The organism is Vibrio sp. QJM3NY_15 (assembly GCF_057785995.1).
Map to the genome: position 1 here is coordinate 1129383 of NZ_CM173517.1, position 17342 is coordinate 1146724.

A 17342-nucleotide genomic window follows, 5' to 3' on the forward strand; every position below is an offset into this window, starting at 1 on the left:
TTATGACAAACGCACTATTTCAACCAATTCAACTTGGTAACATTGAGCTTAAAAACCGTATTGTTATGCCTCCGATGACGCGCTCACGTGCGACGCAACCTGGTAATTCAGCAAACGACATGATGGCGGCATATTACGCTCAACGCGCTTCGGCAGGTTTGATTATTGCTGAAGGCACACAAATTTCACCTATGGGTCAAGGCTACGCTTGGACTCCGGGTATCTATTCTGATGAGCAGATCGCTGGTTGGAAAAAAGTAACGGATGCAGTACATGAAAAAGAGGGCGTTATCTTCGCTCAACTTTGGCATGTAGGCCGTGTCACGCACCCAGACAACATTGGTGGCGAACAACCAATTTCGTCTTCTGCACTTAAAGCAGAAAACGTGAAAGTATTCATTGATAACGGTACAGATGAACCGGGTTTTGTTGATGTGGTTGAACCTCGTGAGATGACCAAAGAAGACATCAAAGAAGTGGTTGAACAGTATCGCCAAGCGGCTTTAAACGCGATTGAAGCGGGCTTTGATGGCATCGAACTTCACGCCGCGAATGGTTACTTAATCAACCAATTCATCGATTCTGAAGCAAACAACCGTACCGATGAATACGGTGGTTCAACTGAAAACCGCCTGCGTTTCTTGGGGGAAGTGGTTGAAGCTATGGTTGAAGCGATTGGTGCTGACCGTGTTGGTGTTCGTCTTGCTCCGTTTACTTCGCTAAATGGCACGGTTGACGCAACGCCTGTTGAAACTTACACTGCTGCGGCAGCACTACTTAACCTATACAAAATTGTTTACCTGCACATTGCAGAAGTCGATTGGGACGATGCACCTGAAACGCCAAAAGCATTTAAAGCGGCAGTTCGTGAAGCTTACGATGGTGTCCTTATTTATGCGGGTAAATACGATAGCGAGCGTGGAGAAAAAGCCGTTGCTGAAGGCGTAACTGACATGGTTGGCTTTGGTCGTCCATTCGTTGCTAATCCAGATTTACCTGCTCGTATTCAAAATGGTTACCCACTTGCAGCCCACGATCCAAACACACTGTTCGGTGGTGCTGAAAAAGGTTTAACGGATTACCCAGAATACGCAGGCTAAAAACAGCTGCCTGAAACAGAGTATTGAGATAGTATCTTGATCCTGTTGAATGTTTATAAAAAGCAACCTTGCAGAGTCGGGTTGCTTTTTTTGTTATTGGACCAAGTTAAATGATGAACGTGAAAGCGATGCGCGGAGAGCTTTACCTTCTATTTGCCACCCTGCTAGCTGGGGTTGGATGGATTGCATCTAAGCTGGTGGTATTGGAAATGCCGGGACCAGTGTTCATTGGTGTGCGATTTTTAGTGGCGAGTCTTATTCTTCTGCCGTTTTGTATTCATCATATTCGTAAGCTTTCACTTAAGCAGATTCTGTCTCTTTGCGGCGTGGGTTTGCTGCTGTCTGCCTCACTGCAAGTCTGGGTGTATGCAGTGTCGGTTACCGAGACCTTGTCTGAAGGGGCATTCATCATGAGCCTCGCCATGATCATTGCGCCGTTTGTTTCTTGGATTATCTTCCGAGTGAAACCGAATCGTGCATTTTGGATGTCTTTTCCTATCGCGATTATCGGTATGTTACTGCTTACTTTGACTAATGGTTGGCATGTAGAACCGAGTCAGATTTATTTCTTATTGGCATCAATGACGCTTTCTGTTCACTTTGTGATGAACAAGCGTGTGATGAGTAATATCAAGCCTATTGCTTCGATTTGTGTGCAGCTTTTTGTTGTGGGCATCAGTGGACTGGCATTTGCGTCGATGACAACTCAACCCGATTTTGAAATAACCAAGACCTTAGTCTTCTGGTTTATTGTTTCAGCGGTTATCGCGACGTCGATACGTTACTTGCTACAAACTGTGGGCCAGCATTCTGTGAACATGGAAGTGGCGGCATTGATCATGATTCTTGAGCCAGTGTGGACATTGTTGTTGAGTGTCAGCGTGTTGGGTGAAACGGTTGAGATGCAAAAGTTGCTAGGCGGAGCGGTGATTATTGGTTCGCTATTTTGTTATATCAAATGGTCGAGACGAAAATAAAACACTCGGCGCAAAGCCGAGTATTGGTTAGTGCATGTTTAAAACTCATTGAGCATGCACTAGCAATAAGATCCGGTCACAGTAAGATCAGATCGCTGCGACCATCTTTTGAAGTAGTTTGATCATCTGCTGTTGTTCTTCAGCGTCCAACTCATTCATCAATTCTTTGTTTAAACGAATAGGGATTGGAACGAGTTGTTCTTCGAGTGCTTTCCCTTTTTCCGTTAAGTAGATTCTGAAAGAACGACGACTGTTTGGATCGGCTCTGCGTTCAACCAGTTCAAGCTTTTCTAACTTGTCTAATGTTCGTGTCGTTGTCGAATTCTCGACTTTGGACTTCGCTGCGATATCGCGCTGCGTAATGCCTTCTTCTTCCCACAAGCACATCAAGGTTGGCCATAGGGCAAGGCTCAAACCGTGTTGTTTGAGTTCTACATCAAAATCTTTGCTCGCTTTGTTGGCGACCACATTGATCATCCACCCAAAGCTATTTTGTCTATCAAATTCTTGAGACATCCGTCAGTACCTAATTCTTACGATGACATTACAACTATTGTCATCGTAACTAATACCGATGCAATTAGCACCAACAACGCTTTTCTATTTGATGAAAAAGCCAATTGACTGCCATTTTCGAAATGATCTGTTAGCGATGGTTGATTTTGTTTGCCTGTGAACATAGCTAAAACCAAGGGCTTTGAGCGTAGTTTGTACACAAGGATCGCCAGCAAATGCAAAACAACAAATGCGACCAACATACGTGCCGCGATAGCATGAGCCGTACCCAAGATATCAAATACAGTGTCGGTGATGATCACATCAGAGTAGGGCAAGTTGTCAAAGAAACCAGCAATAACAAGCCCAGTCATACATTGGACAAACAGAGTCGCGATCATTCCTATCACCATCCACGCACCTAACGGATTATGTCCCGGCTTGGGTTGAGTTTTACCGCGCAAGTAATGCCAAGCTGATTTCGGCGAGCTAATGAATTGAGAAAAACGACTGGTATCACTACCAATCATTCCCCAGACCAAGCGCCACAGAATCAAACTAAACAGTGCGAGCCCTAAATAAATGTGTGGGCCATTGCCACTAAAACCAGATATAGCAAGGCCAATAAAAAGAGCTGCTTGCAGCCAGTGATAGAGTCGAGTCGGTAGATCCCAGATTTTCATCGTTCAATTTCCTGCTTGTCGTTTTACAAAGTGACATTAATTTACACAACAATAGTTGCGCGCGCAACTATTGTTGTGTAAATTAAATGTATCTCGTCGATTACGATTGAAAACTCAACAAATCAACCGACCAATAAACAGGAATGACACTATGAAAAAACTGACTATCGCTTTACTTATCACTGTGCCGGTGATGGCTATTGCCGCAACGGAAGCTGTCAACAATCGCCAGCAGGCTTTTAGCTCAATTGAAAAGCTCAATAAACAAGTGTCTTCAGAATTAGGGAACCGAAATACAGATTGGAAGAAGGTTGAGGAGTTAAGTGGGAGTTTGGTTGAGCACGGAATTGTACTGAATAATAGTTTTGCTGAGAGTGACACGGGTGGTAAAGCAAAAGAAACGGTGTGGAGTAAGCCGGAGAAATTCAATCAGCTGATGCTACAGATTAACCAAGGTTTTACGGAGTTACAACAAGCGAGTATTGAGCAGGACCGTAGCAAGGCTGAGCGTGGTTTAGATGCGGCCAATAACACATGCCGAGCGTGTCATCGTACTTATCGTTCGCGTTGGTAAGTCATTTTGAGAGGCTTAAAAACAACAAAGCCTGTGCGAATCGAATCGCGACAGGCTTGGTACGGTATGCAAATAAGTAAGCAAGTGCGCTAGAGCTTAGGTTAGATAGGTTGGGTTAAATGTTCTCACCCAAACTAAAATACGCCAGCACTTCATCTTCGTTGTTGTAGGTGAAGTCCATACGTACATTGATACGTTCTTGGCGCATTAATCGATAGCGCAATCCGAGGCCAACCATGGTCAGAAGGTCGCCATCATCAAAGCTATGATAAGGGTCTTTCGGGTTGAGCCTTTCGCCAAACACTTTACCGACACCCGTTAAACCGACTACGGCGACGTTGTTTAGAAAATTAATTGATGAGCCAGAAATCGAGTAGCGGTATTCCATCTCAAGGTTGGTCATGTGTGAAGCGATGTGATCACCCGCGACGAAACCACGTTGAACGTTTCGTCCTTGTCGACCATAGGTACTGTAGGCACTGCTAGGGGCATTCTCGGCATCAAGTAGGTAACGCGTGACCCATCGGCTTGCGATGATGTGATTGTCGTTGTGCGTCAAGCTGTAGAAAAAACGGTAGTCAGAAAACAACGAAGAGTAAGTCGCATCTTCATCATTACCTAACCAAGCGCCATGATCTTCATAAGTCAGCTCAAACAAGAAGCCATGGTACGGATAGTAGTAATGCTCCCTTTCATCCCATAAGAATGAAAGCTTTGCTCCCATGTCCGCTTCATATTCTTCATTAAACCCTGTGAGCTTAAGTAAAAGATCATCGCGAGGCGTGTCCCCTAGATAACGAGCGGTAGAGTAATTTAACCCTGTGCCCAGATAGATGTTGTCGTAGATCTTAAAATAAAAATCACCATCGAAAGCGTATTCTTGATGGTTGGTATCGACAAGATCAACCAGTGTGATGTTGGTGCTAGAGAAGCCCATTTCACCAGTGAACCGCAACGAATCACCTTTTAATAAAAGGTCTGCATTACCTTTTATGTAGTAGCTGTCGTTCTGGGTATAAGTCAGGGTTGCCGATAAGGTTGATGCGTTCTTGGTTTCACCATCTGCATAAAAGTTGTAGATAGGAACAACCGAAATCCCAGTGTCGACACTTGGATCGTAGAAGGGGATAGCAATGACACGAAATTGGTCATCCAGTTCAGGTTCTTGTGACTCTCGCGTATCAACTTCAAAAGCTGAACTGGAGAAACTGGCAACAGTCGAAAGAAAGGCTGTTGTCAAAAAGGAGTGTCGAGTCATGGTTGGTGTTACGTCCAATGTATAGTGAATCGCATTCAACTTTCATAGTCGGCGAGCGGCGATAATAACACGTCACGAATACTGATTAATAGCAGGGGAACGGTAGGTATTGGAAATATACCGTACAAAAATAAGTGCAATTGATAACATGGACATTAAAAATGGTGAGAAGGGTTCTCACCATTTTAGGTTGGTTTTTGGTGCCCGATTGTGGCTTAGTTGTTAATAGTGACTTTCGAGATCACGATATCTTCGCAAGGCACATCTTCGTGTCCCCAGCGAGTAGTGGTTGGTGCAAGCGCAATCTTGTTGACCACGTCCATGCCTGCCGATACTTTGCCAAACACTGCGTAACCCCAACCTGCGTTGCTGGTCGCGGTATGATCAAGGAAATCATTGTCGTCAAGGTTGATAAAGAACTGCGCCGTTGCTGAGTGTGGTGCGTCTGTACGAGCCATTGCCACTGAGCCAATCACGTTCTTTAGTCCACGATTTGCTTCATTGACGATAGGTGCGTGTGTTGGCTTCTCTGTCATGTCGATAGTGTGTCCACCACCTTGAATCATGAAACCTTCAATCACACGGTGAAACGTGGTGCCTTCATAGAAGCCTTCTTGGCAGTATTTAAGGAAGTTTTTTGAACTTACTGGCGCTTTCTCAAGGTTAAGTTCAATTTCGATGTCGCCAAAGTTAGTGGTCAGAATAATCATAAAGGTGCCCAATGTTCGAGTACTAATATTTTGAGTACTACAGAGTAGTGGATGACGTAATAGGGTGCAGTATATGAGAAATAACGGCGGATGCCAGTGAACAGTGATTTTGACGTGTATTCAAGGGCGATCTGAATGATCTTCGAGCGTGCCATCGCGCGTTCACTTGACTCGTATAGACAAGAAAGCCAGCGAACAGGTCGCTGGCTTTTAAGCTTTTAGAGACTATCGCTTTTGATTAAAGCGTTAGAAGGTAATTCACCAGCTGGTTGTACTCTTCGTAGCTCTTGATTTGATCCGGTTTTACGATGTATTTGTTGTTAACTAATACGCCCGGAACGCCAGTTAATGTGCTCGCATCAAACTGTTTATCAAAACGCTTCTGCATTGAGTTAACTGCGAAACCGTTGTAGGCCGCATCAAATTTCTTCGCATCGACACCGTTATCAATGAAGATCTGGCGCAGTTCCGCTTCGTTTCTTGGGGTCTGTTGCTTCTCGTGAATTTTGGCGAACATTGCTGGAACCATATTGTCTTCAGCGTCGAGTGCAATCATGGTCGCGTAAGCTTTTGCCATAGGCACAGCCATGTCGTTGCCCATAAACGCTACGTGCACTTTTTGAAAGCTTGCTGATTTCGGTAGGTCTTTCTTTAGGTACTCAATGACGCCTTCAAACTTGTAGCAATGAGGGCAGTAAAACGAGAAGAACTCGGTAACGACTGGTTTATCTGCTTTCGCTACGTCGAGGATCTTGTAGTGAGTACCTTCTTCAAACTGAGCGGCATTAATTGAAGCGCTCATGATCAGAGCTGCGAATAGGCTAAATAGCTTTTTCATGTGTTTATTTCCTAAATTTGGATGTCATTGTTTACAGCGATAGAGCTGTATTAGTAATACGTTGGCAAGCGTTGCCAAATAGGGACAAACAATTAAGAAATAGGAGGGCGGTAAGGAGCTTGTGGCGACATGATCGCCTTGTGTGAAGGCTCTTTCTCGATTAAAGCCAATGAACCAATTTGGGTATCAAAAGACTCTGACACAATCAACGGTGGCATTTTAAGTAAGCATACAGAGCCACAGCAGTGATGTTCTACATTGGGTTGCGCGCTGGAATATGGGAATGAGTCACTGGTGTCGAATGAGGAATCGGTGTTCTGCGATAAGGTTGATAGATTTTGAGTCACCTGCATAGCATTGGCGTTCGCGATACTGTCCACACTGATGGTGGCCACTAACATAGCGAATAGCATAAAAGCATGTACCCAAATTTTGCTTATCAACTTTGGCATGAATTATTGGTCTTTGTGTCGGAACTAAGGTTGGTATGAATCACATTCTGCAACCGCTAAACAAGAAAGCGTGAAACGAGCGCATGATACATCACTCGTTTACGCATCTCTAATTAAACCCAACAAAACTTAGCAGAGCTCAACTTTTATTACGCTTGGTACTGTTTAAGGAACATCTCGACGCTGGAATTAATGATAATTTGTTTGTGCTGCTTATCAGGAGAGGGCGCGTGACCAATGATCTGTGGCCAAAATGCAAAAGATTTCAGCAGGGCGATAAACTGAGTGGATGCGAACAATGGGTCGAGTTCAACCAAACGACCATCAGCCAATGCCGCTTTTATCCATGTTGTCAGGCCGCTTTCTGCTTGAGAATATTTTTCCATCGCTTGATGCGCGAGTTCTGCGTTATGAAAATATTCAGAGAACAGTACGCGAGATAAGTCGATGAAACCTTCAGACTCGAGAAGCTCAAGTTCTTGGCTGGCTATAGAGGTAAGTTGTTCATCTAGCGGTTGTTCGGCTTGATAGGGGAACTGAGTCGCTGCGAGTGTTTTGCTCCAAATGCTGTCTAATATCTCATCCAGTAGCAGTTCTTTACTCGCAAAGTGATTGTAAACCGTGCGTTTAGACACTTCTGCTCGGCTAGAGATTTTGTCCATGCTGGTGGCTTTATAGCCATGCTCGGTAAACTCTGCGATAGCAGCAGTCACGATAGATTCGCGTTTTCTTTGGCTCAGTGTTTTTTTTACAGTCATTTGGGTGCTACTCAACATTTTAGTTCGCATTGCATACGTCAATTTTACACCACTAGGTTTACTTTTAGAACCGCAATTCATTCGCTTACAAGGCACTGATTTGTTTACTTGAAGTTTGGTAGCTTGTCATTGGGAATGGTTGATAGTGACTGAATCACTTTGCAATGCGCTATGGGTGTCATAGAATCGAAGTCGTATTAAATTTTATTGATATCTACGGAAGAGAATTAATAGTCAATGAGTAGTATTTTAGAGTGTATTCGTACTGTTGGACGAGGGGAAAGAGGGCGTAAACCTTTATCGTTCGAACAAGCCTATCGCATCATGGATGAGTATTTAAGCGGTGAGGTCGGAGACGACCAAATGGCTATGCTACTGATGTTAATTCGTGTGCAGAATGAAACCAATGAAGAGATTGCAGGTTTTGTAAAAGCATTCCAATCTCGCGTTCCTGACCTAGGTGCAGATATTGACTGGCCGTGCTATGCAGGTAAGCGTAACGATACTGCTAGCGGCAAACCTTGGAACTTGCTGGCGGCAAAAATACTGGCAGACGATGGCTACAAGGTTCTGATGCACGGTTATATGGATAAGCCAAGTGGTCGTACTCACGTAGAGACTCACTTGCATCTTGTTGGTGTTCGCAGTGCTGCCGACCCACAAGACGCAAAGCAGATCCTAGAAGCGGATGGCATTGCTTACTTACCTTTAGCGAACTTCGCCCCTGAAGCTCAAACCATGATTGGTTGGAAACATCGCTATGGTCTGCGTACTCCAATTAACACAGTGGTTCGTGCATTAAACCCTGGCGGTGGTCGCTTAGGTTTACGTGGCAGTTTCCACCCGGGATTCCCACAACTTCATGCAGAAGTAGAGCATGTGATTGGCAATAAATCGCACTCGGTGATTTCATTTAAAGGCATGAATGGCGAGTCGGAATATAATCCAAAGGTAAGCCAAACGGTCTGGATGAGTTCTCCTGAGAAGGTGGAGTCTTTCTATTGGGAAGGCACCATGAACACAGAACTGTCGATTCCTCGAGAGTGTGTACTGGGTACTCCGGAAGATGAGATGGAACTGATGGCAAACAGTGTCGTGGATAGCATGACCGCTATTTTATTTGCAGAAACGCATGATAAAGCCGAAGCCTATGCAAAAGCATTGCGCCTTTGGGAAGCGTATTGTGCTCGCTAATCGATAGTCTTGCTATTGAGAGAAGGTCAGCGATTGTTGGCCTTTTTTATGCTTGCTTTCTAGCTAAGGGCTTTTCGTGAATGCCCAAAAATAAGAGCTACTTCACTCGCATCAAGCGATGCATTTTGTCTTCGAACTGAATCTCAATCACCTGCGAGATTTTCATCTTCTCAACGCGTTCAAGCATCGCGGTTTGATACGCTCGCTTCTTCATCCACTCTAATGGTTCTTTGAAGCCGTCTTCGTTGATCACAAACGATTGATCGGTGATTGAGTCTTCGAAAATATGCACGACCCATATACGAGACTGAAAATCTAATAGCTCGCTAAAGGAGGCTTTTATCTTACATAAGCAGTGAGACAGATAGGTCTGAGGTGAACGAAGCGAAGTCATAGTGGGCCGTTTGGATAAGAGTAAAGTAGGTAACCCAAGTCGGTAATCTTAGCTACTCGACGTTACTTGAGTTACCACTCAATAACAGCTCTTAAAATACGGTATTCATGTGTCGTTGACAATACTCCACAACCTTGTCGAAGGTGGCATGAGTGATGAGTCTGCTATTTAACGAATAATCCGAAGTCGATCTCTTGTTTTCTTTGGTATTTTACCAGCTTCACTTTCAAATTGTATTTTGACGCCAGATCAATGGCTAAGCTCGACATTCGCTTTATTTCGTCAGCGCAACAAGAGATCAGTGGTTTTTCTTCGTTATCGATTGTTGCAACCAAAGTGTTTTCGGTTCCGTCTGTTCCTGAATAGATGTACGCGTACATGCTCTCGTTGTGTTGCATAAAAGGCCTAATTGTAACTTTTGAATTATTTATTCGGTGAAGGTTACAGGATTGGTTCATTCAAGCTAGTACCCTTAAGTAAGGCTTTGTAAGGGCTCTTTTTTTCTTTTTTTTGACTCATGAAAACACGCTCGAGCCTTTCCCTGTCTCGTTTTTGGGCTATGTAAGGTTTTACCTATCAATAAAATTGTTGAAATCCATTTAGTAAAATCAAGATTTTAGACAACAATTAAGTTAACGAGATAGAAAAGAACTATCGAAAGTATTTAGGGAGAACGCAATGCATTCAATAAAAGTGAAAGACTACATGACGCAGCAGGTTGTGACATTCACTCCTGATATGCCGTTAAGCCTAGCGTTAGATCGAGTGATGAAGAGTCATCATATGGGTGGCCCAGTTATCGATGAAACAGAACAAGTGATTGGATTTTTATCTGAGCAGGATCTATTAGAGAAACTGGTTAAGGTGAGCTATTTCTGTCAGGACACACACATTGTGGGTGACTGTATGTACCAAGAGGTATTGTCCGTGTCCCCTGAGCTATCCATTATTGAATTGGCTGACATGATGCAAGTGGGCAAACCGAAAGCTTACCCGGTTATCGATAATAAAAAACTGGTTGGGATCATCACTCGAACCGATGTTTTAAGAGCAATCGGCAAGAACCTGGATGAATGTTTCAAACATCCTGTATAGTAGTGATAAGAACGATTATTTTTCTCAACACCAACAATTGACAAAAGGCGCACTAGCGCCTTTTTTCTGTATAAAGCTTTTCTGTATAGAGCTTTCTGGGTAGGTTCGCTTTTGTAGACTCGATTTTTAGAACGGCTTTTGTCGTTCTCAAGCTTATAGAGCTTTAGCGTGTGGTGTTTCAGTTTTTGGAGGTTTCATGTCAAATCAAACTGCAAAGTTTGTAGAAGGTTCAACGATGCGCCACATATTGGTGATGTCGGGAGCTGGCTCTGTCGGTTTGATGGCGTTGTTCGTCGTCGATTTACTCGACATGCTGTTTATCAGTATGCTCGGTCAAGTCGAGTTGGCAGCAGCCGTGGGCTTTGCTGGTACGTTAACCTTCTTCTCAACCTCAGTTTCGATAGGTACTTCCATCGCAATGGGTGCGTTAGTTTCCAAAGCGATTGGCTCCAAAAATAGAGACCACGCCAGAAATTTAAGCACCAGTATAATGCTGACCGCATTTGTGATTAGCTCAACGGTTACTGCGATCATGTTTGCACACATTCCTGAGTTATTGGCTGCGATTGGAGCAAAAGGTGTGGCAGCCGAACGCGCTCAGGCCTATCTACAAATTTTGTTACCGAGTGGTCCATTTTTGGCGTTAGCCATGGCTGCGGGCGCGGGTTTGAGAGCGGCAGGAGATGCTAAGCGTTCGATGTGGGCAACCTTGTCTGGTGGTATTGTTAATGCAATCTTAGACCCCCTGTTTATTTTTGGTTTTGGTTGGAATATCGAAGGTGCAGCCATCGCATCTGTTATTGCTCGTTTCTCAGTTCTTTTGTTCTCTCTTTATCCTTTGATTCGCAGCCATCAGCTGGTGGCACCGCCCTCGATGGTACAGTGGCGCCTTAATATTCGTCCTATTCTTGCCATTGCCATTCCTGCGATCATTACTAATACCGCCACGCCTATCGGCAATGCGATTGTGACTACGGGTATTGCGCAATATGGCGAAGATTTCGTTGCTGGTTTCGCGGTTATTGGCCGTCTGACTCCGGTGTGTTTCGCGGTGATCTTCGCGCTTTCTGGCGCTGTTGGGCCAATCATAGGACAGAACTTTGGGGCTGATCGAGTCGACAGAGTGAAAGAGACACTCAATAACTCATTGTTGGTTACAACGGTTTATACCATTGCTGTCTGTATTCTTTTGTACTTTGTTCAAGACTACATTATTCAAGGTTTCAGCCTGCAAGGTGATGCAGCTATTATCGTTGCAGCTTTCTGTACCTATGTTGCTTTGACCTTCACATTCAATGGCGCGCTGTTTGTTGCGAATACGTCGTTTAATAACTTAGGTAAACCGCTTTACTCTACTGCTTTAAATTTAGGAAAGGCAACACTAGGGACATTGCCTTTCGTTTATTTAGGGTCTCAGTGGTACGGCGCTCTAGGCGTATTGTATGGGCAAGCGTTGGGTAATGTCGTATTTGGTCTGCTTGGTATTTTGGTACTTCGTTATCATGTTGCTGAACTTATGACGGGATCTCAAACCGACCCAGTAGAAGACGATGTATCAATTGTTAGCTTAAACACCCAACCTTTCTGTTCGCATGATGCAGTCCTGATTGATGATGTATCAGCGAATAGAGAAGAAGCAGCTGAGTGTAAGCCGCAATAACAAACACAACGTCAGAACATCAATGGCTTTCGATAAAAAGCGAACATATTGAAAACTTCTTCTTGACCTTGGAGCTAGCTCCAAGGTTTATACTTATGTGGAACTTAAGGTTTGTTTGCTCATTCTACTGGCAACAACCTTAAGGCTTTTTGAGTATTAAGGAGATACATTATGTGCGCAAAACATGCAGCGTGCCGCTCAACAAAAGTGGACGTTCAACCACAAGCGGCTGGGGCAACCTGTTCTAGCCCTAAAATTACCAGTATTACAGCTGCAGGCTCTTCATCAGCATGCTGCAGTTCTACCACGGCTTCTGCTTCAACAGATGATTGTTGTGGTTCAGACAGTGGAGAAGAAGACCGGCTGGCCTCAACTGAATCTCTTAACGCCCAATTTTCCAAAAGTTGGCTGGTCTCGGGAATGGACTGCCCAGCTTGTGCTCGAAAAATAGAAAAAGCGGTCAGTAACATCGACGGTGTTATTGAAGCTAAAGTTTTATTCGCTACCGAAAAACTGGTTGTTAAATTCGATAGTGAAAACCTTGCTGAAACGATCGAACAAGTCTCTATCAAAACAGGCTTCCCATTGACGGAAGTGGGCTCCAAGAAACAAAAACAAGAACCAGAGACCTTTTGGCAAGCTCATATTCAACCTAATTGGCAAATTATAGCGATTGCAGTTTCTATGCTGATCGCCGCCTTACTCAAAGGTTCACAGCCTCAACTGAGCGAAGGGCTATTCGTCGCTACCTGTTTGTTGGGCCTGTATCCTGTTGCCAAAAAAGCGGTTCTACTTGCCCGTTCAGGGACGCCTTTTGCGATAGAAACACTAATGAGTGTTGCTGCTCTTGGCGCTTTATATCTTGGTGAAACCGCAGAAGCAGCGATGGTTTTATTGTTGTTCTTGATTGGTGAACGCTTAGAAGCTTTTGCCTCATCAAGAGCAAGAAGTGGTGTTCAAGCCTTAATGGCCCTCGTCCCTGAGAATGCGACCAAAATTATTAACGGCGCACGTGTCGAAGTCGAAGTTAGCGATCTTGTTCCTGGCGATGTCATCGAAGTTGCAGCAGGTTCTCGTTTGCCTGCTGATGGCCAGTTAATCACCGATTCCGCAAGTTTTGATGAGAGTGCTTTAACGGGAGAATCTATCCCAGTTGAGCATGTCGAAGGGAATAACATCATGGCAGGCGCCGTGGTGGTTGATAAAGTCGTACGTATTACGATTACTTCAAAGCAGGGTGAGAATGCGATTGACCGTATTTTACACCTGATAGAAGAAGCAGAATCCCGCAAGGCACCACTGGAGCGCTTCTTAGATAAATTCAGCCGCTGGTACACACCATTAATGATGGTTGTCGCGCTGTTGGTGATCATCACGCCACCACTGTTGTTTGCTCAACCTTGGGAAACGTGGGTTTATCGTGGTCTAGCCTTGTTATTGATTGCTTGTCCTTGTGCATTGGTTATCTCTACGCCAGCAGCAATTACTTCTGGTTTGGCAGCAGCCGCAAAACGCGGTGCGCTGATCAAAGGCGGAGCGGCACTAGAACAGCTTGGTAAAATTCAAACTATTGCTTTTGATAAAACGGGCACATTGACTGAAGGTAAGCCTCAGGTTACCGATATCCAACCACTATCGGGTTGGCAGCAAGACGCAATGTTACGTGTAGTGGGGGCGATTGAAGTTGGCTCTACGCATCCATTGGCGCAATCGTTAGTTGCCAAGGTCAAAGAGCTAAATATTGAGATCCCAGAATCTCAAAATAAAAAGGCGTTGATCGGCAGTGGTGTTGAAGGCGATGTCGATGGAGTTAAATACCAAGTTCTCGCACCGTCTAAAGTCACGTTTGACCTTGCTTCTGAAGTGGTGGCAAAAGTTGAAGCCCTCGAAGGCGAAGGCAAGACGGTTGTTCTTGCTCTAGAGGTTAAACATCAAGAAGAGCTTCAAGAGCAAGCGACTAAAGTGATTGGCCTGATTGCTTGGCAAGATACCTTGCGTAGTGATGCGAAGGTCGCGATTGAGCGACTGAACGAGCTGGGTATTCAATCTATCATGCTTACTGGTGATAACCCGCGCAGTGCGGCCGCGATCAGCAGCAAGATTGGTATGCAATACAAAGCGAGCCTGCTTCCAAGTGACAAGGTGTCTTATGTTGAAGAGTTATCTCAACAGTCACACGTTGCTATGGTCGGCGATGGTATCAATGACGCGCCAGCGATGAAAACCGCTAACGTAGGTATTGCGATGGGCGGTGGTACGGATGTGGCGTTGGAAACGGCTGACTCAGCACTGACTCATAACCGCTTAACGGAACTCCCTGCGATGATTGAACTGTCGCAAGCGACCATGAATAACATCCGTCAAAACGTAGCGCTTGCACTCGGTTTGAAAGGCGTGTTCTTGGTGACAAGCTTACTGGGTATTACCGGTTTGTGGGTTGCGGTATTAGCCGATAGTGGTGCGACGGCATTGGTTACATTGAACGCACTGCGTTTGCTTCGATTTAAATCTAAAGCGGATTAAGCACTTCTAGCTAATATCCAGTATTTTGATGCAAATAAACGCCTTTAGCCTTAATAAGCTAAAGGCGTTTTTTGTCTCATTAGTATGCAACGTAGGCGTATGGATTGCTTATTTTTGTGATGCCAATCGGTTTTTCGTGAAACTTGAAATCTTGTTGCGATCATTGGTGTGACGTGTGTCACTTCATTTTATAATGAGCTTGGTTAGAGTGTGTTCGTACCCCACGAATTTACTATGAGCTTAAATAAGGGTAAAAAGCCCAATAAGCCAAAAGGAGCGAACTATGTCTCAAGCTGTTTTCCATTTAGGTGTTACTGAAGCAGATCTTAACGGTGCTACTCTTGCGATCATCCCTGGTGATCCTGCTCGTGTACAAAAAATTGCAGAAGAGATGGAGAATCCAGTATTTCTTGCTAGCCATCGTGAATACACGCTTTACCGCGCAGAACTAGACGGCAAGCCAGTTGTTGTATGTTCAACAGGTATCGGTGGTCCATCAACGTCTATCGCTGTAGAAGAGCTAGCTCAACTGGGTGTTCGCACTTTCCTTCGTGTTGGTACTACTGGTGCTATCCAACCACACGTAAACGTGGGTGACATGATCGTTTCTACTGGTTCTGTTCGTCTAGATGGTGCAAGCCTACACTTTGCTCCTATGGAGTTCCCAGCAGTGGCTGACTTTGAAGTTGCAACAGCAATGAAAGCGGCAGTTGACGAATCAGGTGCAACAGTTCACATGGGCGTAACGGCATCAAGCGATACGTTCTACCCAGGCCAAGAGCGTTACGACACGTTCTCTGGTCGCGTTGTTAAGCGTTTCCAAGGTTCTATGCAAGAATGGCAAGACATGGGCGTTCTAAACTTCGAAATGGAATCTGCAACACTGCTAACTATGTGTGCAAGTTCTGGTCTAAAAGCGGGTTGTGTTGCTGGTGTTATCATCAACCGTACTCAAAAAGAGACGCCTGATCACGAAACACTAAAAGTAACAGAAGCACGTTCAATTAAAGTGGTTGTAGAAGCTGCTCGTAAGATGCTTTAAGTTGTAAAAATACTTTTAGTTATAAAAATGCTTTAAGTCTGTTTCCAAGATTTAAAAATGGCCGCATCGAATGATGCGGCCATTTTTTATGGGGTAAAGAAATTAAAAGCATAGATAGTTGAAAGATGACAATAGAGCGAAACAGACAAATGTCTGGAGAACAAAAAAGGCGAGTGACTTAATCGTCATTCGCCTTTTTAGATGTACTTAAGAGCGTTGAGCTCTCAGGGCCTATTGGTTTTTAGCACTCTAAATCTTCATCACCACCGGCTGCGGTAAACCATGCCGTTAGGTGTGTTTTCAGATCTTTCAATTCATCAGGGCCAATCAACGCAAGGCCAAGGTCTTCTGCTCGAGTGATGTCATTATGACGAAGAGGACGGAAGCTAACCAGCATGGCACGTGCTTGTAGGCCACCCAGTAGGTCTCTAAGCGATTCCAGCTTGTACAAGGTGTCATCACCATCATCACGCATGCCTTTGGTCTTACACTCGATGATGTGCAGCTTATTGTTCACTACTGATGCTACATCAAGCTCATTACGAACCTCACGCTCACCAAGTTGGCGGTAAACTTGAACATTCAAAGAACGGTCTTGAATGGTTGGCATATCATCTTGGATTTGCTTCACCGTGCTGTGAACTAAGGTCTCAAGCCATTCGCCGTTTGAGAAGCGTCGTGCGTCTTCATTGGCAAAGGTCAGAATACCGTTGTCGTAAGTCGCAATCTTAGCTTCAACCAAATCGCTCAGCAGCATGTTTAGCTCACGATAGCCTTGTTGCTTCTCAGACAGCCCAACATCCAGTCTCTGTTCTTTACGGCAGGTTGTGGCAAGGTAGTTCAGCGTTGCGAGGCCTGGGCCTAACTCTAACGCGTTACTTGCCCAACGTTCGCCCAGTTCATACAGTTTTTGGTCGAGTTGAGGAGACAGTTGAACATCGCTGAATTCACCACGAGCACCAAACACAGTTAGGTAGTCATCGATGGTAATACGGTCTTGTACTTGCGCGTCTTCTTTGCCACTTGGATATAACCAGCACAGTTTGTCACTGTTCGGTTCCACCACGAAGATTGGCCAATGATAAGTGCGGAACACTTCGTACACAGATAGTAGGCGGTGACGTAAGCCACAACTTGCGTTGAGCTTTACTTCTTGGCCTCGTGCTTTGAGGTCTTCGGCAAGGGTTTGAATGGATTCTTTAATAACAGACGTGTTTACGATGGTTGGAATTTCGAAAAACTCACTCGTAATGTCGCGCTTTTGTAAAACGCTGTCCAAGCGTTGGTAAATACTGACTTGATTCTTGTCGCCGATAAACACGATATGAGTGCTGATCGTTCGGTTATCTAGTAGGGGGGTGAGCAAGCGAATGGGGTCTTGATCGATAATGCCAACATGAACAGCCATATAAATTCCTTAATAGCGGCTCGCTCATAAAGGTGAAAGAAAAAAACGGGAAGCAGCAAGCCTTAATAATCATATAATGACAAAGATCATAAAAAACAAGGGCAACCCTTGATAAAAGTTGCCCTTGTTCAATTAGTTACCACTATTGGGTAAGAAGTCCCAATATTCGCACTAAATATCT

18 protein-coding genes are annotated in these 17342 nt (G+C 44.6%); 8 read left to right on the plus strand and 10 right to left on the minus strand.

All coding sequences use genetic code 11. The annotated features are described in order from the left end of the window. Positions 1–2 precede the first annotated feature (2 nt). Complete coding sequence (locus AC3CKG_RS05050) at positions 3–1100, plus strand: alkene reductase (RefSeq protein WP_017084655.1); 1098 nt, start codon at positions 3–5, stop codon at positions 1098–1100. A gap of 110 nt (positions 1101–1210) precedes the next feature. After that, positions 1211–2077, plus strand: coding sequence for a DMT family transporter (locus tag AC3CKG_RS05055; RefSeq protein ID WP_428781628.1), 867 nt, complete (start codon positions 1211–1213; stop codon positions 2075–2077). A gap of 87 nt (positions 2078–2164) precedes the next feature. Here AC3CKG_RS05055 and AC3CKG_RS05060 read toward each other — a convergent pair whose 3' ends face one another. Beyond that, entirely contained in the window at positions 2165–2593 is a 429-nt protein-coding gene (locus AC3CKG_RS05060) for a MarR family winged helix-turn-helix transcriptional regulator (RefSeq protein WP_017109971.1), read from the minus strand. Positions 2594–2610: 17 nt separating this feature from the next. Further along, complete coding sequence (locus AC3CKG_RS05065) at positions 2611–3255, minus strand: cytochrome b/b6 domain-containing protein (RefSeq protein ID WP_488528918.1); 645 nt, start codon at positions 3253–3255, stop codon at positions 2611–2613. A gap of 151 nt (positions 3256–3406) precedes the next feature. Between AC3CKG_RS05065 and AC3CKG_RS05070 the strand changes: the two genes are divergently transcribed. Then, positions 3407–3829, plus strand: coding sequence for a cytochrome c (locus AC3CKG_RS05070; RefSeq protein WP_488528919.1), 423 nt, complete (start codon positions 3407–3409; stop codon positions 3827–3829). 115 nt (positions 3830–3944) lie between these two features. Here the strand turns inward: AC3CKG_RS05070 and AC3CKG_RS05075 are convergent, their stop codons facing one another. From AC3CKG_RS05075 to AC3CKG_RS05095, 5 genes are all read right to left on the minus strand, one after another. Continuing rightward, positions 3945–5087: a BamA/TamA family outer membrane protein gene (locus AC3CKG_RS05075; RefSeq protein ID WP_372112833.1), complete on the minus strand. Its 1143-nt coding sequence runs from the start codon at positions 5085–5087 to the stop codon at positions 3945–3947. Positions 5088–5302: 215 nt separating this feature from the next. Beyond that, the gene (locus AC3CKG_RS05080; protein WP_102339529.1) at positions 5303–5797 is read right to left on the minus strand and encodes a peptidylprolyl isomerase; all 495 of its coding nucleotides are present in this window, start codon (positions 5795–5797) and stop codon (positions 5303–5305) included. Positions 5798–6035: 238 nt separating this feature from the next. Next, the gene (locus tag AC3CKG_RS05085; protein WP_076671333.1) at positions 6036–6635 is read right to left on the minus strand and encodes a thiol:disulfide interchange protein DsbA/DsbL; all 600 of its coding nucleotides are present in this window, start codon (positions 6633–6635) and stop codon (positions 6036–6038) included. A 92-nt stretch (positions 6636–6727) separates the two neighbouring features. Further along, entirely contained in the window at positions 6728–7087 is a 360-nt protein-coding gene (locus tag AC3CKG_RS05090; protein WP_065103868.1) for a hypothetical protein, read from the minus strand. A 149-nt stretch (positions 7088–7236) separates the two neighbouring features. Beyond that, positions 7237–7845, minus strand: coding sequence for a TetR/AcrR family transcriptional regulator C-terminal domain-containing protein (locus AC3CKG_RS05095; RefSeq protein WP_488528920.1), 609 nt, complete (start codon positions 7843–7845; stop codon positions 7237–7239). Positions 7846–8082: 237 nt separating this feature from the next. Between AC3CKG_RS05095 and AC3CKG_RS05100 the strand changes: the two genes are divergently transcribed. Beyond that, complete coding sequence (locus tag AC3CKG_RS05100; protein WP_102276899.1) at positions 8083–9039, plus strand: glycosyl transferase family protein; 957 nt, start codon at positions 8083–8085, stop codon at positions 9037–9039. A gap of 97 nt (positions 9040–9136) precedes the next feature. On the opposite strand, the gene AC3CKG_RS05105 is transcribed toward AC3CKG_RS05100, so the two are convergent. Together AC3CKG_RS05105 and AC3CKG_RS05110 are read right to left on the minus strand one after the other, a co-directional pair. Next, on the minus strand, positions 9137–9433 hold the full coding sequence (locus AC3CKG_RS05105; RefSeq protein ID WP_017109963.1) for a hypothetical protein: 297 nt from the start codon (positions 9431–9433) through the stop codon (positions 9137–9139). A 164-nt stretch (positions 9434–9597) separates the two neighbouring features. Next, positions 9598–9831 (minus strand): hypothetical protein, encoded by a 234-nt coding sequence (locus tag AC3CKG_RS05110; protein ID WP_017109962.1) that lies wholly within the window; start codon positions 9829–9831, stop codon positions 9598–9600. 280 nt (positions 9832–10111) lie between these two features. Here AC3CKG_RS05110 and AC3CKG_RS05115 point away from each other — a divergent pair, with 280 nt between their 5' ends. From AC3CKG_RS05115 to udp, 4 genes are all read left to right on the plus strand, one after another. Continuing rightward, entirely contained in the window at positions 10112–10528 is a 417-nt protein-coding gene (locus AC3CKG_RS05115; protein ID WP_017107624.1) for a CBS domain-containing protein, read from the plus strand. Positions 10529–10724: 196 nt separating this feature from the next. After that, on the plus strand, positions 10725–12188 hold the full coding sequence (locus AC3CKG_RS05120; RefSeq protein WP_017109960.1) for an MATE family efflux transporter: 1464 nt from the start codon (positions 10725–10727) through the stop codon (positions 12186–12188). Positions 12189–12359: 171 nt separating this feature from the next. Further along, entirely contained in the window at positions 12360–14711 is a 2352-nt protein-coding gene (locus AC3CKG_RS05125; protein ID WP_488528921.1) for a zinc/cadmium/mercury/lead-transporting ATPase, read from the plus strand. A 283-nt stretch (positions 14712–14994) separates the two neighbouring features. Further along, on the plus strand, positions 14995–15753 hold the full coding sequence (udp, locus tag AC3CKG_RS05130) for a uridine phosphorylase (protein WP_004736272.1): 759 nt from the start codon (positions 14995–14997) through the stop codon (positions 15751–15753). Positions 15754–15994: 241 nt separating this feature from the next. On the opposite strand, the gene AC3CKG_RS05135 is transcribed toward udp, so the two are convergent. Continuing rightward, positions 15995–17161, minus strand: a complete 1167-nt coding sequence (locus AC3CKG_RS05135) for a DUF1887 family protein (RefSeq protein WP_102310777.1) — start codon at positions 17159–17161, stop codon at positions 15995–15997. Between the last annotated feature and the right edge of the window lie 181 nt (positions 17162–17342).

Coding starts and splice junctions, on each gene's coding strand:
- AC3CKG_RS05050 (WP_017084655.1), top strand. CDS start 3: ATGACAAACGCACTATTTCAACCAATTCAACTTGGTAACATTGAGCTT.
- AC3CKG_RS05055 (WP_428781628.1), top strand. CDS start 1,211: ATGATGAACGTGAAAGCGATGCGCGGAGAGCTTTACCTTCTATTTGCC.
- AC3CKG_RS05060 (WP_017109971.1), bottom strand. CDS start 2,593: ATGTCTCAAGAATTTGATAGACAAAATAGCTTTGGGTGGATGATCAAT.
- AC3CKG_RS05065 (WP_488528918.1), bottom strand. CDS start 3,255: ATGAAAATCTGGGATCTACCGACTCGACTCTATCACTGGCTGCAAGCA.
- AC3CKG_RS05070 (WP_488528919.1), top strand. CDS start 3,407: ATGAAAAAACTGACTATCGCTTTACTTATCACTGTGCCGGTGATGGCT.
- AC3CKG_RS05075 (WP_372112833.1), bottom strand. CDS start 5,087: ATGACTCGACACTCCTTTTTGACAACAGCCTTTCTTTCGACTGTTGCC.
- AC3CKG_RS05080 (WP_102339529.1), bottom strand. CDS start 5,797: ATGATTATTCTGACCACTAACTTTGGCGACATCGAAATTGAACTTAAC.
- AC3CKG_RS05085 (WP_076671333.1), bottom strand. CDS start 6,635: ATGAAAAAGCTATTTAGCCTATTCGCAGCTCTGATCATGAGCGCTTCA.
- AC3CKG_RS05090 (WP_065103868.1), bottom strand. CDS start 7,087: ATGCCAAAGTTGATAAGCAAAATTTGGGTACATGCTTTTATGCTATTC.
- AC3CKG_RS05095 (WP_488528920.1), bottom strand. CDS start 7,845: ATGACTGTAAAAAAAACACTGAGCCAAAGAAAACGCGAATCTATCGTG.
- AC3CKG_RS05100 (WP_102276899.1), top strand. CDS start 8,083: ATGAGTAGTATTTTAGAGTGTATTCGTACTGTTGGACGAGGGGAAAGA.
- AC3CKG_RS05105 (WP_017109963.1), bottom strand. CDS start 9,433: ATGACTTCGCTTCGTTCACCTCAGACCTATCTGTCTCACTGCTTATGT.
- AC3CKG_RS05110 (WP_017109962.1), bottom strand. CDS start 9,831: ATGCAACACAACGAGAGCATGTACGCGTACATCTATTCAGGAACAGAC.
- AC3CKG_RS05115 (WP_017107624.1), top strand. CDS start 10,112: ATGCATTCAATAAAAGTGAAAGACTACATGACGCAGCAGGTTGTGACA.
- AC3CKG_RS05120 (WP_017109960.1), top strand. CDS start 10,725: ATGTCAAATCAAACTGCAAAGTTTGTAGAAGGTTCAACGATGCGCCAC.
- AC3CKG_RS05125 (WP_488528921.1), top strand. CDS start 12,360: ATGTGCGCAAAACATGCAGCGTGCCGCTCAACAAAAGTGGACGTTCAA.
- udp (WP_004736272.1), top strand. CDS start 14,995: ATGTCTCAAGCTGTTTTCCATTTAGGTGTTACTGAAGCAGATCTTAAC.
- AC3CKG_RS05135 (WP_102310777.1), bottom strand. CDS start 17,161: ATGGCTGTTCATGTTGGCATTATCGATCAAGACCCCATTCGCTTGCTC.